This window comes from Aeromonas sp. s10 (genome assembly GCF_040907975.1).
GTDB lineage: Bacteria > Pseudomonadota > Gammaproteobacteria > Enterobacterales > Aeromonadaceae > Aeromonas > Aeromonas caviae.
In genome coordinates this window covers 151,799-167,700 of the sequence record NZ_JBFOCV010000006.1, presented here as the reverse complement: position 1 = coordinate 167,700, position 15,902 = coordinate 151,799, and the positions used below count along the sequence as shown (strand labels likewise).

13 protein-coding genes are annotated in these 15,902 nt (G+C 60.7%); 9 read left to right on the top strand and 4 right to left on the bottom strand.

Translation table 11 applies throughout. From position 1 onward, the window contains the following. Window positions 1-9: 9 nt before the first annotated feature. Entirely contained in the window at window positions 10-585 is a 576-nt protein-coding gene (locus AB5Y59_RS01345; RefSeq protein ID WP_049636824.1) for a hypothetical protein, read from the bottom strand. Window positions 586-661: 76 nt separating this feature from the next. Between AB5Y59_RS01345 and AB5Y59_RS01340 the strand changes: the two genes are divergently transcribed. From AB5Y59_RS01340 to lolE, 3 genes are read left to right on the top strand one after another with little or no spacing between them, the layout of a single operon-like run. After that, a complete protein-coding gene (locus AB5Y59_RS01340) occupies window positions 662-1,897 on the top strand; it encodes a lipoprotein-releasing ABC transporter permease subunit (protein ID WP_339331648.1) in 1,236 nt (411 codons plus the stop codon). A 40-nt stretch (window positions 1,898-1,937) separates the two neighbouring features. Then, window positions 1,938-2,636, top strand: a complete 699-nt coding sequence (gene lolD, locus AB5Y59_RS01335; protein WP_010674567.1) for a lipoprotein-releasing ABC transporter ATP-binding protein LolD — start codon at window positions 1,938-1,940, stop codon at window positions 2,634-2,636. Then, complete coding sequence (gene lolE, locus AB5Y59_RS01330; protein ID WP_039039045.1) at window positions 2,636-3,877, top strand: lipoprotein-releasing ABC transporter permease subunit LolE; 1,242 nt, start codon at window positions 2,636-2,638, stop codon at window positions 3,875-3,877. The genes lolD and lolE overlap by 1 nt, the downstream gene beginning before the upstream one ends. 130 nt (window positions 3,878-4,007) lie before the next feature. On the opposite strand, the gene yfbR is transcribed toward lolE, so the two are convergent. Together yfbR and AB5Y59_RS01320 are read right to left on the bottom strand one after the other, a co-directional pair. Continuing rightward, entirely contained in the window at window positions 4,008-4,598 is a 591-nt protein-coding gene (yfbR, locus tag AB5Y59_RS01325) for a 5'-deoxynucleotidase (RefSeq protein WP_010674569.1), read from the bottom strand. 84 nt (window positions 4,599-4,682) lie between these two features. Next, window positions 4,683-5,117, bottom strand: coding sequence for a YccF domain-containing protein (locus AB5Y59_RS01320; RefSeq protein ID WP_124244108.1), 435 nt, complete (start codon window positions 5,115-5,117; stop codon window positions 4,683-4,685). Window positions 5,118-5,547: 430 nt separating this feature from the next. Here AB5Y59_RS01320 and tig point away from each other — a divergent pair, with 430 nt between their 5' ends. The 6 genes from tig to ppiD all read left to right on the top strand — a co-directional run bounded on the left by tig (window position 5,548) and on the right by ppiD (window position 13,983). Further along, window positions 5,548-6,858 (top strand): trigger factor, encoded by a 1,311-nt coding sequence (gene tig / locus AB5Y59_RS01315; RefSeq protein ID WP_010674572.1) that lies wholly within the window; start codon window positions 5,548-5,550, stop codon window positions 6,856-6,858. An 86-nt stretch (window positions 6,859-6,944) separates the two neighbouring features. After that, the gene (clpP, locus tag AB5Y59_RS01310) at window positions 6,945-7,568 is read left to right on the top strand and encodes an ATP-dependent Clp endopeptidase proteolytic subunit ClpP (RefSeq protein ID WP_005324106.1); all 624 of its coding nucleotides are present in this window, start codon (window positions 6,945-6,947) and stop codon (window positions 7,566-7,568) included. A gap of 70 nt (window positions 7,569-7,638) precedes the next feature. Next, a complete protein-coding gene (gene clpX / locus AB5Y59_RS01305) occupies window positions 7,639-8,913 on the top strand; it encodes an ATP-dependent protease ATP-binding subunit ClpX (RefSeq protein ID WP_010674573.1) in 1,275 nt (424 codons plus the stop codon). Window positions 8,914-9,052: 139 nt separating this feature from the next. Then, window positions 9,053-11,407 (top strand): endopeptidase La, encoded by a 2,355-nt coding sequence (gene lon, locus AB5Y59_RS01300; protein ID WP_368211332.1) that lies wholly within the window; start codon window positions 9,053-9,055, stop codon window positions 11,405-11,407. Between the two features lie 240 nt (window positions 11,408-11,647). Continuing rightward, complete coding sequence (gene hupB / locus AB5Y59_RS01295) at window positions 11,648-11,920, top strand: nucleoid-associated protein HU-beta (protein ID WP_005315375.1); 273 nt, start codon at window positions 11,648-11,650, stop codon at window positions 11,918-11,920. 149 nt (window positions 11,921-12,069) lie between these two features. Beyond that, window positions 12,070-13,983: a peptidylprolyl isomerase gene (ppiD, locus tag AB5Y59_RS01290; protein ID WP_039039047.1), complete on the top strand. Its 1,914-nt coding sequence runs from the start codon at window positions 12,070-12,072 to the stop codon at window positions 13,981-13,983. A gap of 283 nt (window positions 13,984-14,266) precedes the next feature. Here the strand turns inward: ppiD and AB5Y59_RS01285 are convergent, their stop codons facing one another. Next, complete coding sequence (locus AB5Y59_RS01285; protein ID WP_010674576.1) at window positions 14,267-15,859, bottom strand: ABC-F family ATPase; 1,593 nt, start codon at window positions 15,857-15,859, stop codon at window positions 14,267-14,269. Between the last annotated feature and the right edge of the window lie 43 nt (window positions 15,860-15,902).

The window sequence follows — 15,902 nt, the reverse complement described above, 5'->3', positions numbered from 1 at the left end:
GGACCTGGGTTAGCGCTGACGTTCCTGGGCACGCAGCTTGAGCTGTTTCGACTGCACATGCAGGCTGGCGCGCACCAGCAGCTCCCGGTCATCCTCGCGGATGCGCACGTAGTCGAGCATCACGTGGGTGCCGTGCTCTCCAGCGTCCCGCTGCACGACCTCGCCGTAGCAGTAGACGGCGGAGGCCTCTTCCCGCAGGAAGATCTTGAGCCGCACGATCTGGTGCAGGGCGGGGGCCTCCCCGTGCCCCTGGTGGGGGTGCAGGTAGGTGAGCTGCCCGGCGCCAAAGCGCAGGGTGTGGAAGCGGTGCTCGGGGTGATCCTGGGCTGCCAGCACATAGCCCATGATCATGTCGATCTTGCGGGACTGCTGATTGATGATCTCCACCAGATCGTGCATGGACTCGTTCTGGCTGCGCAGCAACCGGCTGCTCACCAGATCGATGGAGGTAATGGCGGAGGCGATGCGAAACGGCTCGGGCAACTCGGCCTCCAGGGCCTCCAGCGTCGGCAGACGAAAGTCGGCCGGCATGGGGATCACATTGACCGGCGTGGCATGGGTGACGCTGAAGAACTGTTCCTGCATGGAGGCTATCCCTTGTTGTCATAGACGGTTTCCCTTTATTATCCGGTATCTTATTTCGTTGGCAACGTAGATATCCTTGAAGACCGGACTTTTTCAGCCACTGTCGCTGGCCATCGGCCTGCGTTATGCAGGCTCGCGACGCAGTAACCGCTTCGTCTCCTTTATCTCCCTGTTCTCCACCTTTGGCATCGCCATCGGGGTCGCCGCCCTGATGGTGGTGATCTCGGTGATGAACGGGTTCGAAGGCCAGCTCAAGGGGCGCATCCTCGGGGTGATCCCCCATGTGGTGGTGACCAATCAGGCCGGACGCATCGAGGCCGAGCCCGAAGGTCTGCCCGATCTGGCCGGCTTGCCCCACGTGGTGGCCACGGCCCCCATGCTCGACAGCGAAGGCATGCTGCAAAGCCCGGGTCAGCTCACCGGCGTGAGCGTGCAGGGGATCGATCCCGCCCGCTGGCCCAAGGATGACATCCTGCACGCCCAGATGCTGGGAGGGCGCCTTGACAGCCTGCAGGCCGGTGAATACCACATCGTGCTGGGGCAGGGGGTGGCCAGCCGACTCAAGGTCTCTATCGGCGACCAGGTGCGTCTCATTCTGACCGAAGGTACCCGCTTTACCCCCTTTGGCCGGGTGCCGGCCCAGCGTCTTTTCACCGTCTCCGGCATCTTCGGGGTCGGCGCCGACGTGGACAGCCAGGTGGCCCTGATTGCCCTGGCGGATGCCCAGCGCATGCTGCGCCTGCCCGCAGACAAGGTGGGCGGCATCCGCCTCTGGCTGGACGATCCCTTCGCCGCCGACGAGGTGGTGAAGACCACGTTGCCGGACGGGCTGGAGTGGCAGGACTGGCGCCGCGAGCGCGGCGAGCTGTTCCAGGCGGTGGCCATGGAAAAACGGATGATGGGGCTGATGCTGGTGCTGATCATCGCGGTCGCCACCTTCAACATCCTCTCCGCCCTGGTGATGGTGGTCACCGACAAGGAAGGGGAGGTGGCCATCCTGCGTACCATGGGCATGAGCGAATCCGGCATCGTCAAGATCTTCATGGTGCTGGGGGCGTCGAGCGGCGTCATCGGCGCCCTGTTCGGGGGGCTGGCGGGGCTGGCGCTCTGCTTCGGCCTCAATCCTCTGCTCAATGCCCTTGGGCTCAACCTCTATATGGCGGCGGGGGGCAGCGGTCTGCCGGTCATCGTCGAGCCGGCCCAGGTCATGACCATCCTGCTGGGTGCCGTGCTGCTGAGTTTCAGTGCCACCCTTTACCCGGCCTCCCGCGCGGCCCGGGTCAAACCGGCGGAGGCGCTGCGTTATGAATAATTCATCTTCTGTTGTTACTGGTGCAAGTGGAGCCCCCGTTATGAATCAATCCGTCTCCTGCGAGCCGCTGCTGCGCTGCCAGGCCCTCAATCATGTCTACAAAGAGGGCAATCTGGAGACCCAGGTACTGAAGGGGATCGAGCTGGACGTCGCCCCCGGGGAGATGCTGGCGGTGGTGGGGAGCTCGGGCTCCGGCAAGACCACCCTGCTGCACCTGATGGGGGCGCTGGACAACCCTTCCAGCGGCGCCGTGCTGTTCAAGGGGCAGGACATCCATGGCTGGGACAGCCGCACCCAGGCGAGGTTTCGCAACCAGGAGCTGGGTTTCGTTTACCAGTTCCACCACCTGCTCTCGGAATTCAGCGCGCTGGAAAATGCGGCCATGCCGCTGCTGATCGCCGGTGAGTCGGTGGCCAGCGCCACCGAGAAGGCGAGCAAGATGCTGGGGCGGGTGGGGCTCTCCCACCGTCTCAACCACAGACCGTCCGAGCTCTCCGGTGGCGAGCGCCAGCGGGTGGCCATCGCCCGAGCCCTGGTCAACGAACCCAGCCTGGTGCTGGCGGACGAGCCCACCGGCAACCTGGATCATGCCAGCGCCACCGCCGTCTATGAGCTCTTGTGCGAGCTCAACCGCGAGCTTGGCACCGCGTTCGTGGTGGTGACCCATGACTTGAGCCTGGCCGCCAAGCTCCACCGCCGGGTGACCCTGGTGAGCGGCATCATGGCGGAGGTCGCCTGATGTTCAAGCCGCTGCCCCTGTTCCTGGGCCTGCGTTACAGCCGCTCCCGCCGTCGCAACGGTTTCATCGCCTTTATCTCGGCCTCCTCCCTCATCGGGATCGCCCTCGGGGTGATGGCCCTCATTCTTGGCCTCTCCGCCATGAACGGGTTCGAGCGGGAGCTCAAGAACCGGGTGCTCTCCGTGGTCCCCCACGGCGAGCTCATCGGCATGGAAGCGCCGCTGCCTGACTGGCCGAGGCTCAGGGACTACCTGCTGGCCCAGCCCGGGGTGGAGGCGGCTGCGCCCGTCATTCGCCTGGACGGCCTGCTGGAGCACGGCTCCGCCCTCAAGGGGGTCCAGCTGCGTGCGGTGCTGCCGGAGCTGGAAGCCAATCTCTCCGATGCGGGCAACTTCATGACGGGTCGGGGCCTTCGCGAGCTGCAGGCGGGTGAACACGGGGTCATCCTCGGCAAGATCATCGCCGACAAGCTGGGGGTCAAGACAGGGGACACCGTCACCCTGCTGCTGCCCCAGGCGGGTGATGCCGCCGGCATCAAGAACCCGAAACGGGAGGCGCTCACCGTGGTAGGGCTGCTCGAGATCGGTGGCCAGCTCGACGGCCTGCTCGGCTTCATGCACCTGGCGGACGCCCAGGCCATCACCGGCATGGGCAGCGCGGTGGAGGGGTTCAGCCTCAAGGTGAGCGACGTGCTCAAGGCCCAGTCCATCACGGTGGCGGCGGCCCAGAAATTCCCGCACTACGTCTATATCAGCAGCTGGATGAGCCGTCAGGGTTATCTCTATCAGGACATCCAGATGGTGCGCACCGTGATGTACGTGGTGATGCTGATGGTGGTGGCGGTGGCCTGCTTCAACATCGTCTCCACCCTGGTGATGGCGGTGAACGAGAAGCGCAGCGAGATCGCCATCTTGAAGACCATGGGGGCGAGCCCGGGCCAGATCCGGCTTACCTTCGTCATCCAGGGGATGGTGAACGGGGTGGCGGGAGCCTTGCTAGGCGCCCTGCTGGGCGGCCTGCTCTCCAGCAAGCTGACCCAGATCCTGAGCGCCATTGAAGGGGTGATCGGGCACCGTTTCCTCAATCCGGACATCTACTTCATCGACTTCCTGCCGACCGAGCTGCACATGCAGGACTTGCTCATCGTGACCGGCGCCGCCATCCTGATGAGCCTGGTGGCGACCCTCTATCCCGCCTGGCGGGCGAGCGGCCTGGTGCCGTCCCGGGAACTGGGGCATTGATGCCCATGGATGTGATAAAGGGCCCTGCGGGGCCCTTTTTATTGTCACTCTTTTGTGGGGAGACCCCCAAAGTGGCGGTTATCGGGGTAATACGCAGGAGGAGATGATGCCCGTTGCCGTGTTGATGGCATCAATGGGCATTCAACTCATCGAGAGGCAGTGAAAAACTCCCCACGAAGACATCGATGAAGTAGCGCATGGCGGGGTTCATCCTGGCGTCCAGCATCTGCTCGAGGCGCTTTCGCGCGGGCTCGAACTCCCGGTTGCCGACGCTCAGCTCCTCCAGACACTTGGTGTAGGCGCAGAGGGTGTCTGCATCCTTCACCAGGCTGGTGAGGGCCTCGTCCTGGGCGCCGGAGTCGAGCAGGGGGCGAAAGTCCTCGACCAGCTCAGGCGGCAACATGCCCAGCAGGCGCTGCTCGGCGGCAAGCTCAATCTTCTTGTATTCGCGGGCGATTTCGGGATTGAAGTACTTGACCGGGGTGGGCAGATCCCCGGTCAGCACCTCGCTGCTGTCGTGGTAGAGGGCCATGACGGCGGCCCGGTCTGCATCCACCTGAGCGCCGAACAGGCGATTGCTGATAAGACCGAGGGCGTGGGCCACCATGGCGACCTGCAGGCTGTGCTCGGCGATGTTTTCGGGCTGGATGTTGCGCATCAGGGGCCAGCGGTAGATGAGGCGCATACGGGCGAGGTTGGCAAAAAAATGGCTGGGCAGCATGGAAGACCTCGAATGGGGCAATGAAAAAGGGCAGACCCTAGTCTGCCCTTTTTTCCACCCGCAAGGATAGCCTGAGATGGGCCGTCAGCGGATGTAGCGGCCCGATTCGGCCTCGTGGTTGGTCACTATCATCTGGCCGATGGGGGCCAGGCTGATGAGGGCCAGCTTGAGGTGCTGGATGCCGAACGGGATGCCGACGATGGTGACGAAACAGGCCAGCGCCGAGGCGATGTGGCCGATGGCCAGCCAGACCCCGATGAGCACAAACCAGAGAATGTTGCCAATCACCCCCAGGGCACCGGTGCCGATGTCGCTCTGGCCCGTCATGCTCTTGCGGCTCACCGCCTGCTTGCCAAACGGGAAGAAGGTGAAAGTGCCGATGACGAAGCAGGCGCGTCCCCAGGGGATCCCGATGAGGGAGACGAAGCAGAGCAGCCCCGCCAGCCACCAGGCCAGCCCCATGAAGACGCCTCCCAGCACGAACCAGAGCAGATTGAACAAGAAGCGGAAAAAGGACATGTGGGTGACTCCAGCAGCACGTGAATTGGTTGTCACCATAGCGAGCCCTGCCGGGGGACGCAATGGCACAGGCGAGAAGGTGGACAATTTGGGTCGCAGCACGCCATTTTTGTGCCTGATTGGCGGTGGATGGCGATCAAAATGGCCCGTTCGCCGTGAAAAAGAGTGAGCCAGTGCAAATTATTGCGGATGGAATGCTTGAACTCGGTGCAAGGCTTCCCCATATAGGAGAAAGTCTTGCGCAAATTGTGCTGTCTGTGCCCCGGATGGGGGATGTGCGGCTCGACGCGACCACTGCACGCCGCTATAATGTCGCGTCATATTTTCTCATCACAAAGACAGTCGTTGTCTTTATAAACAGGAAGACTCCGGGCTTGCCCGGGGGCAATAAAGGGTCAGCACGCAGTGCTGAGTTGAACGAGGTAAAAGAATGCAAGTTTCTGTAGAGACAACCCAGGGTCTGGAACGCCGTCTTACCATCACTGTACCGGCCGCTACCGTTGACGCCGCCGTGCGCAAAGAATTGAATGGCCTGGCCAAAACCCGTCGCATCGACGGTTTCCGTCCTGGCAAGGCTCCGGTTGCCATCATCAAGAAGATGTTCGGTGCCATGGCTCACGCCCGCGTTGCCGATGAAATGATGCAGAACAACTTCATCAAGGCCATCATCGAGAACAAACTGAGCCCGGCTGGCGCCCCGACCATGGATCCGAAAGAGATCAAAGAAGGTCAGGATTTCGAATTCACCGCCACTTTCGAAGTGTATCCGGAGTTCGAAGTTGCCGGTCTGGAGAGCATCAAGGTCGAGAAGCCGGTTGCCACCGTGAAGGACAGCGACCTGGAAAACATGATCGACACCCTGCGCAAGCAGCACGCCACCTGGACTGAAGCCGCTGTGGCTGCCGCCAATGGCATGCGTGTGACCATGGACTTCGTCGGTTCCATCGACGGTGAAGAGTTCGACGGTGGCAAGGCTGAAGGCTTCACTCTGGAACTGGGCGCTGGCCGCATGATCCCGGGCTTCGAAGACGCCATCCTGGGCAAGAAAGCGGGCGACGAGTTCACCATCGAGGTGACTTTCCCGGCTGACTACCACGCCGAAGCCCTGAAGGGCAAGGCTGCCAAATTTGCTTCCAAGCTGCACAAGGTTGAAGAGCAAGTGCTGCCCGAGCTGACCGAAGAGTTCGTCAAGCGTTTCGGCATCGAGAGCGGCAGCGTTGAAGAACTGAAGGCAGAAGTGCGCAAGAACATGGAGCGCGAACTGGCCCAGGCCCTGAAAAACAGCGTGAAAGAGCAGGTACTGAACGGCCTGGTTGAAGCCAACCAGATCGATCTGCCGAAGGCTGCCGTTGCCCAGGAAATCGACACCCTGCGTCAGCAGGCTCTGCAGCGCTTCGGTGGCTTCCAGGGCGGCAACGCCCCCGAGCTGCCGGCCGAGCTGTTCCAGGCCCAGGCCGAGCGCCGTGTCCGCGTTGGTCTGCTGCTGGGTGACGTCATCCGCACCAACGAGATCAAGGCTGACGACGCCCGTGTGACCAGCATCATCGAGTCCATGGCCACTGCCTACGAAGATCCGAAAGAAGTGATCGAGTACTATCAGCAGAACGAGCAGATGCTGAACGGCGTGCGCAACCTGGCCATTGAAGATCAAGCCATCGATCTGATCCTGTCCAAGGCGCAAGTCACCGAGAAAGAAGTTGCCTTCGACGAAGTGATCAACAAGTCCGGTGCCGCTGCCTAAGAACATTTGACTTAAGGTCAAAACTGTTAAGTATAATGGCTCGTGTGATCTCCACTCGGGCCATTTTATTTTAGGGACAATGCCTTATGTACAAGAACTATAACGATGTGACTGAATCCCCACGCAATGCGCTCATCCCGATGGTGGTAGAGCAAACCGCGAAAGGGGAGCGTTCCTACGACATCTATTCCCGTCTGCTGAAAGAGCGGGTGATCTTCCTGACCGGTCAGGTCGAGGATCACATGGCGAACCTGGTGGTGGCCCAACTGCTGTTCCTGGAGTCCGAGAACCCGGATCAGGACATCAGCATCTACATCAACTCGCCGGGTGGCGCCGTCACTGCGGGTATGTCCATCTATGACACCATGCAGTTCATCAAGCCGGACGTGAGCACCGTCTGCATGGGGCAGGCCTGCTCCATGGGGGCCTTCCTGCTGGCCGGTGGCGCCAAGGGCAAGCGTTTCTGCCTGCCCAATGCCCGAGTGATGATCCACCAGCCGCTGGGCGGCTTCCAGGGGCAGGCTTCTGACATCCAGATCCATGCCCAGGAGATCCTGAAAATCAAGAATACCCTGAACGATCGTCTGGCGTTCCATACCGGTCAGGACATGGCCACCATCGAGCGCGACACCGACCGTGACAACTTCATGTCCGCCGAGCAGGCCGTTGCCTATGGTCTGGTTGACGGCATCCTGAGCCAGCGCGGCTGAGCAGGGTACCCCGTCCTGTTGTAAACTCAACAGGACGATCCATCCTCTATTGATAAAACGAGGTCGCTGAATGACAGAGAAACGCAAGGGTGAGGGCGACAAGCTGCTGTATTGCTCTTTCTGCGGCAAAAGCCAGCATGAAGTGCGCAAGCTGATCGCTGGCCCTTCCGTCTACGTATGTGATGAGTGTGTCGAGCTGTGCAACGACATCATCCGCGAGGAGATCCGCGAGATATCTCCCAAGCGCGATGGTAGCGAGCTGCCGACCCCTCATGAAATCCGCGCCCATCTGGACGACTACGTGATCGGTCAGGAGTACGCTAAGAAGGTGCTGGCAGTGGCTGTCTACAACCACTACAAGCGTCTTCGCAGCGGCAGCGAGTCCGGTGGCGTGGAGCTGGGCAAATCCAACATTCTGCTGATTGGCCCCACCGGCAGCGGCAAGACTCTGCTGGCCGAGACCCTGGCTCGTCTGCTGGATGTGCCCTTCACCATGGCCGATGCTACCACCCTGACCGAAGCCGGTTACGTGGGCGAGGACGTGGAGAACATCATCCAGAAGTTGCTGCAAAAGTGCGACTACGACGTGGAGAAGGCCCAGCGTGGCATCGTCTACATCGACGAGATCGACAAGATCTCCCGCAAGTCGGACAACCCCTCCATCACCCGCGACGTGTCCGGGGAAGGGGTGCAGCAGGCACTGCTGAAACTGATCGAAGGCACCATCGCCTCCGTGCCGCCCCAGGGCGGTCGTAAGCACCCTCAGCAGGAGTTTTTGCAGGTCGATACCTCCAAGATCCTCTTCATCTGTGGTGGTGCCTTCGCGGGGCTGGACAAGGTGATCGAGCAGCGCTCCGTCAAGGGCACCGGCATCGGTTTTGGCGCCGAGGTGAAATCCAAGAATGCCAAGGCAACCCTGAGCGAGAACTTTGCCAAGGTGGAGCCGGAAGATCTCATCAAGTACGGTCTCATCCCCGAGTTCATCGGTCGTCTGCCGGTGGTCGCGACCCTGACCGAGCTTGACGAGGCTGCCCTCATCCAGATCCTGAAAGAGCCGAAGAACGCGCTGACCAAGCAGTATGCCGCGCTGTTTGCCCTGGAAGAGGTGGAGCTGGAGTTTCGTGACGACGCGCTCAATGCCATTGCCCGCAAGGCCATGGAGCGCAAAACCGGTGCCCGGGGTCTGCGTTCCATTGTCGAGGCCGTACTGCTCGACACCATGTATGACCTGCCCTCCCTGAAAGGGGTCAGCAAGGTGGTGATCGACGAGACGGTGATCAAGGGAGACTCCGCGCCCCTGATGATCTACGACAATCCCGAGACTCAGGCCGCAGCCTCAGAGTAACTGTCTGATTTTTAATCACATAAAGGGGCTTTTTGCCCCTTTCATGCTTTTTACGGCCAAGGCGATTGAATCTCATCTTTGCGCCCCCATATACTCAGCCAAGCCTTTGCCAACGGTATAACAAGCCGAGAGGACATATATGAACCTAGAGCGTTCAGAACGCATCGAGATTCCCGTCCTGCCTCTTCGTGACGTGGTGGTCTATCCCCACATGGTCATTCCACTCTTTGTGGGGCGGGAAAAATCCATTCGCTGTCTGGAAGCGGCCATGGAGCAGGACAAGAAAGTCCTGCTGGTGGCCCAGAAGGATGCGTCGACTGACGAACCGACGGTGGAGGAAATTTTCTCCGTCGGGACAGTGGCCAATATTCTGCAGATGCTCAAGCTGCCGGACGGCACCGTCAAGGTGCTGGTGGAGGGGGGCCAGCGTGCCCGCCTTGAGCGGATGATCGACGATCGCGACTTCTTTGTCGGGGAGGCCCAGTACATCGCGTCCGCCCCCATCGAGGAGAAGGATCAGGATGTGCTGGTGCGCTCTGCCATCGGCCAGTTCGAAGGGTACATCAAGCTCAACAAGAAGATCCCGCCCGAGGTACTCACCTCGATTTCGGCGATCGACGATGCGGCGCGCCTGGCCGATACCATGGCTGCCCACATGCCGCTCAAGCTCGAAGACAAGCAGAAGGTGCTGGAAATCGCCTCCGTGTCCGAGCGCATCGAGTTTCTGATGGCCATGATGGAGTCGGAGATCGACCTGTTGCAGGTCGAGAAGCGCATCCGCTCCCGGGTCAAGAAGCAGATGGAGAAGAGCCAGCGGGAGTATTACCTCAACGAGCAGATGAAGGCCATCCAGAAAGAGCTGGGTGAGCTGGAAGACAGCCCGGATGAATTCGAAGCCCTCAATCGCAAGATTGAAGAGGCCGGGATGCCGGAGGATGCCCGCGAGAAGGCCCAGGCCGAGCTCGCCAAGCTCAAGATGATGTCCCCCATGTCGGCGGAAGCCACTGTGGTGCGCAGCTATGTGGACTGGATGGTGCAGGTGCCCTGGAAGACCCGCTCCAAGGTCAAGAAAGACCTGGGCAAGGCCCAGGAGGTGCTGGATGCGGATCACTATGGCCTGGACAAGGTCAAGGATCGCATCCTCGAATACCTGGCAGTGCAGGCGCGTGTGAACAAGCTCAAGGGCCCCATCCTCTGCCTGGTCGGGCCTCCCGGGGTGGGCAAGACCTCCCTGGGCCAGTCCATCGCCAAGGCCACCGGCCGCAAGTATGTGCGCATGGCCCTGGGTGGGGTGCGTGACGAGGCGGAGATCCGTGGTCACCGTCGTACCTACATCGGCTCCATGCCCGGCAAGCTCATCCAGAAGATGGCGAAAGTCGGCGTGAAGAACCCGCTGTTCCTGCTCGACGAAATCGACAAGATGAGCTCGGACATGCGTGGCGATCCCGCTTCCGCCCTGCTGGAGGTGCTGGATCCCGAGCAGAACAGCAGCTTCAACGATCACTATCTGGAAGTGGATTATGACCTGTCGGACGTGATGTTCGTGGCCACCTCCAACTCCATGAACATCCCGGGTCCGCTGCTGGACCGGATGGAAGTGATCCGTCTGTCCGGTTACACCGAGGACGAGAAGCTCAACATTGCCAAGCAGCACCTGGTGGCCAAGCAGATCCAGCGCAACGGCCTGAAGCCTTCCGAGATCACCATCGAGGATTCGGCGCTGATCGGAGTGATTCGCTACTACACCCGCGAGGCGGGTGTGCGCAGCCTGGAGCGTGAAATCTCCAAAATCTGTCGCAAGGCAGTCAAACGCATCCTGCTGGACAAGAGCATCAAGCATGTTCAGGTCAACCAGGAGAACCTCAAGGAGTTCCTGGGGGTACAGCGCTTTGACTATGGCAAGGCCACCGACCAGAACCAGATTGGTCAGGTGTGCGGGCTGGCGTGGACCGAAGTGGGGGGCGATCTGCTCACCATCGAGACCACCAACATGCCGGGCAAGGGCAAGCTCACTTACACCGGTTCCCTCGGTGACGTGATGCAGGAGTCCATCCAGGCGGCCATGACGGTGGTGCGTGCCCGCGCCGAGAAGCTGCGTATCAACGGCGACTTCTACGAGAAGCGCGACATCCACGTGCACGTGCCGGAAGGGGCGACCCCGAAAGACGGCCCGAGCGCCGGTATCGCCATGTGTACCGCCCTGGTTTCCAGCCTCACCGGCAACCCAGTGCGTGCCGACGTGGCGATGACGGGTGAAATCACCCTGCGTGGCGAGGTGCTGCCCATCGGTGGTCTCAAGGAGAAACTGCTGGCGGCCCACCGTGGTGGCATCAAGCGTGTGCTGATCCCGAAAGAGAACGAACGTGACCTCGAGGAGATCCCGGCCAACGTCAAACAAGATCTTGAAATCTATCCGGTTCGCTGGATTGATGAGGTGCTTGCACTGGCGTTGCAGGACAATCCGCAAGGTTTCGAACGCGTTTCTATCGTGTAAATGTTGATGCGCCGCAAATTTGGCGCATTCGGGGGGTGGTTAAGGCTTGCATGCACCGGACAACGGAAGTAGCCTTGACCACCGATCGGGTACTCATGATGAGTCGCAATGCGTGATGTGGCGCGGGTTTGCGCCAGATTGTCACTTGCAACTGATCAGGAGGCTTGTTATAAAACCTCCACTTGTTGTGGCCAGGGAAATCAGCGCCGCAGCGATGTTCGATAAAAGGGGAATATAAGAGTGAATAAATCTCAACTGATTGACAAGATTGCAGACGGTGCTGATATCTCCAAAGCTGCCGCTGGCCGTGCGCTGGATGCCTTCATCGATGCCGTGGGCGAAGCCCTGAAAGAGGGTGACCAGGTTGCTCTGGTTGGTTTCGGTACTTTCGCCGTTCGCGAGCGTGCAGCCCGTTCCGGCCGCAACCCGCAAACTGGTGCGACCATCGAAATCGCTGCCGGTAAAGTTCCTGCCTTCAAAGCCGGCAAGGCCCTGAAAGACGCGGTCAACTAAGCCGGTCGCTGATATCTATCGGCACCGTCCTTGGTCTCTGACCAGACAAGTGAGAGGGCTCTCCCTCATACTGCTTGACCAAGGCGCATCGCAATCGGTGCGCCTTTTCATTATTTACGCCCATCGAGTTCGGGAGCATAAGTACAAACATGATGTTGGATAAACTACGCGAAGGGGCGCAGGGCAAGGTAGCCAAGGTTATCTTGGGCCTGATCATCCTCTCCTTTGCCTTGGCCGGCGTAGGCAGCTACCTCAATGGCCCGGCACGTACCGCCCCCGCCACCGTCAACGGCAATGACATCAGTGCCCCCGCACTGGAGAATGCCTACCGCAATGAGCGGGCCCGCATGGAATCCCAAATGGGTGAGGCCTTCAACCAGCTGGCCGCCAATCCCGATTACATGAAACAGTTCCGCCGTGGCGTGCTGGACCGTCTGATCGATCAGGCGCTGATCGATGACAAGGCCCGCTCCCTGGGTCTGCGCGTCAGCGATGAGCAGATCAAGCAGGCCATCGTCGCCATGCCCGAGTTTGCCGAAAACGGCAAGTTCAGCAATGACCGCTACCTGCAGCTCATTCGCCGTGCCGGCATGACCCCCGAGATGTTCCGCGACTCCCTGCGCCAGGACATGGTGCGCCAGCAATTGATGGGCGCCGTGCTGGGATCGGAGTTCGCCCTCAAGGGTGAGGCCGAGCAACTGGATCGTCTCTACAACCAGACCCGTGACCTGCGCCTGATCCGTCTGGCCGCTTCCGCCTATGTGGACGGGATCGAGGTGAGCGATGCCGAGGTGGAGCAGTTCTACAAGGCCAACAGCGCTCGTTTCATGAACGACGAGACGGTCAAGGTCGACTATCTGCTGCTCGATGCCGCCAACCTTGGCAAGAACATCAAGGTCACCGAGCAGGATGCCCAGGATTACTACGACCAGCATCAGGATCTGTTCCAGCGTCCCGAGCGCCGTCAGGTGGCGCACATCCTGATCCCGTTTGGCAAGGATGAAAAGGCCGCCGAGCAGAAAGCCGAGGCCGTGCTGGCCAAGGCCAAGGCAGGTGACGATTTCGCCGCGCTGGCCAAGGCCGACTCCTCCGATACCTTCTCCGCGAAGAAGGGCGGGGAGCTCGACTGGTTCGAGAAGGGGGTGATGGATCCTGCCTTTGAGAAAGCCGCGTTCGCGCTGGCCAAGGCCGGCGATCTCTCCGCCGTGGTGAAGAGCCCGTTCGGCTTCCACATCATCAAGCTGCTGGGAGTCGAGCCTGCCAAGACCAAGCCCTTCGTGGACGTGATGAGCGATACCATCGCCCGTCTGCAGTCTGAGAAGGCCAAGGAGCAGTTCTTCGCCGAACAGCAGAAGATGGCCGACAGCAGCTTCGAGAACCCGGACTCCCTGGACTTGACCGCCGAAGCCATGGGCCTCCAGGTGCAGTCCACCGGCTATTTCAGCCAGGCCGATGCGCCGGCACCGCTCAATGATCCCAAGGTGCTCTCCGTGGCATTCTCCGAACAGCTGCGCGATGACAATACCAACTCCGACGTGATCGAGCTGGCTGACGGCAAGGCGCTGGTGCTGCACATCATGGGTCACCAGCCGAAGGCGGCCAAGCCGCTTGCCGAGGTGAAAGAGCAGGTGATCACCGTCATCAAGCACGACAAGGCCAGTGAAGTGGCCCGTGGCAAGGCCCAGGGTCTGCTGGACAAGCTCAAGGCCGGTGAGAACGTTCAGGCCGACCTGACCGCGCTGGGTCTGAAAGTGGATACCCATACCGGTGTATCCCGTTTCGCCCAGGAGATGGATCAGAACCTGGTGACCCAGGCGTTCCGCATGCCCCATCCGACCGATGGCAAGCCGAGCGTCGAGCTGGTGACCGAAGCCAACGGTGATCGTGTGGTGGTGGCGCTGGACAAGGTCAACGTCATCAAGGAGCCGTCCCAGATGGTGAGCCTGCTGCAAGGTCAGCTGGGTCAGGGCAAGGCACAGGCCGACTACAAGTCGCTGATCGACGAGCTGCGCAAGGCGGCCAAGATCGAATACTTCACCGACGTGGAAGCCACTGTCGAGTAAGTCAGCCTCACGGCCCCAAGTGTGAAAACGGCTCCATGATGGAGCCGTTTTTTTGTGCCATCAACAGCCCGGCAGAGCGGGCGGGCGCAGGAGGGAAGGGGCCAGGCACGGGCCTGTGCTGCCTATCCTGGCTGGGGATGAGCGGGACAGGTGTATGACAGCGCGCTGTACTCTTGCTCTCCCTATCCCCAATCCTTCTCTTGCTGTGGGGCGTGATCAAGGAGGCATAAAAAAACCGGCGCACGAGGCGCCGGTTCTGATCGCTTTGCTTGAAGGCGGAGGATTACACCACACCCTGGGTGCGCAGGTAATCCTCGTAGGTGCCGCCGAAGTCGCGGATGCCGTCTTCGGTCAGTTCCAGGATGCGGGTCGCCAGGGAGGAGACGAACTCGCGGTCGTGGGAGACGAAGATCAGGGTGCCCTTGTACATCTCCAGCGCCAGGTTCAAGGATTCGATGGATTCCATGTCCAGGTGGTTGGTCGGTTCGTCCATGATGAGGATGTTGGGGCGCTGCATCATCAGCTTGCCGAACAGCATGCGGCCCTGTTCACCACCGGAGAGCACCTTGACCGGCTTCTTGATGTCGTCCTGGGAGAAGAGCAGACGACCCAGCACGGAGCGCACCGCCTGCTCGTCTTCGTTCTCCTGCTTCCACTGTGCCATCCAGTCGAACACATTGAGATCGGTGTCGAAATCTTCGGCGTGATCCTGGGCGTAGTAGCCGATCTGGGCGTTCTCGGACCACTTGATGGTGCCGGTATCCGGTGCCAGGGCACCGACCAGCGTCTTGATCAGGGTGGACTTACCGATCCCGTTGGTACCCAGGATGGCGACCTTCTCGCCCACTTCCAGCATCATGTTGAGCCCCTTGAACAGGGGACCGTCGCCATAACCCTTGGAGACGCCTTCGATCTCCAGGATGTTGCGGTAGAGCTTCTTGTCCTGCTCGAAGCGGATGAAGGGGTTCTGACGGCTGGAGACCTTCACTTCCTCAATCTTGATCTTGTCGATCTGCTTGAGGCGGGAGGTAGCCTGGCTGGACTTGGAGGCGTTGGCGCTGAAGCGGGAGACGAAGGATTGCAGATCGGCGATCTGGGCCTTCTTCTTGGCGTTGTCGGCCAGCAGGCGCTCGCGGGCCTGGGTGGCAGCCAGCATGTACTCGTCGTAGTTGCCCGGGTAGACCCGCAGCTCGCCGTAGTCCAGATCCGCCATGTGGGTGCAGACGGAGTTCAGGAAGTGACGGTCGTGAGAGATGATGATCATGGTGCTTTCACGATCGTTGAGCACCTGCTCCAGCCAGCGAATGGTGTTGATGTCCAGGTTGTTGGTCGGTTCGTCCAGCAACAGGATGTCGGGGTTGGAGAACAGCGCCTGCGCCAGCAGTACCCGCAGTTTCCAGCCCGGGGCCACTTCGCTCATCGGGCCGTTGTGCTGCTCGATGGGAATACCGGCACCCAGCAGCAGTTCGCCTGCGCGGGATTCGGCGGTGTAGCCATCATATTCGGCGACCAGGCCTTCCAGCTCGGCGGCCTTCATGTAGTCGTCGTCGGTGGCCTCCAGGTTGGCATAGATGGCATCGCGTTCGGCGATGGCGGCCCACAGCTCGGTGTGGCCCATCATGACCACGTCCAGTACGCGCATCTCTTCGTAGGCGAACTGATCCTGGCGCAGCTTACCGATACGCTCGTTGACATCCAGGCTCACATTGCCGCCGGTGGGTTCGAGATCGCCGCCGAGGATCTTCATGAAGGTGGACTTGCCACAGCCGTTGGCACCGATAAGGCCGTAGCGGTTGCCGCCGCCAAACTTGACGCTGATGTTCTCAAACAGCGGCTTGGCGCCGAACTGCATGGTGATGTTGTTGCTTGAAAGCACTGGAATGTCCCGGTTGGTCTGTCAAATGGCGCGCATTATGGCA

Coding starts and splice junctions, on each gene's coding strand:
- AB5Y59_RS01320 (WP_124244108.1), bottom strand. CDS start 5,117: ATGTCCTTTTTCCGCTTCTTGTTCAATCTGCTCTGGTTCGTGCTGGGA.
- yfbR (WP_010674569.1), bottom strand. CDS start 4,598: ATGCTGCCCAGCCATTTTTTTGCCAACCTCGCCCGTATGCGCCTCATC.
- clpP (WP_005324106.1), top strand. CDS start 6,945: ATGTACAAGAACTATAACGATGTGACTGAATCCCCACGCAATGCGCTC.
- lolE (WP_039039045.1), top strand. CDS start 2,636: ATGTTCAAGCCGCTGCCCCTGTTCCTGGGCCTGCGTTACAGCCGCTCC.
- clpX (WP_010674573.1), top strand. CDS start 7,639: ATGACAGAGAAACGCAAGGGTGAGGGCGACAAGCTGCTGTATTGCTCT.
- ppiD (WP_039039047.1), top strand. CDS start 12,070: ATGATGTTGGATAAACTACGCGAAGGGGCGCAGGGCAAGGTAGCCAAG.
- tig (WP_010674572.1), top strand. CDS start 5,548: ATGCAAGTTTCTGTAGAGACAACCCAGGGTCTGGAACGCCGTCTTACC.
- AB5Y59_RS01345 (WP_049636824.1), bottom strand. CDS start 585: ATGCAGGAACAGTTCTTCAGCGTCACCCATGCCACGCCGGTCAATGTG.
- lolD (WP_010674567.1), top strand. CDS start 1,938: ATGAATCAATCCGTCTCCTGCGAGCCGCTGCTGCGCTGCCAGGCCCTC.
- lon (WP_368211332.1), top strand. CDS start 9,053: ATGAACCTAGAGCGTTCAGAACGCATCGAGATTCCCGTCCTGCCTCTT.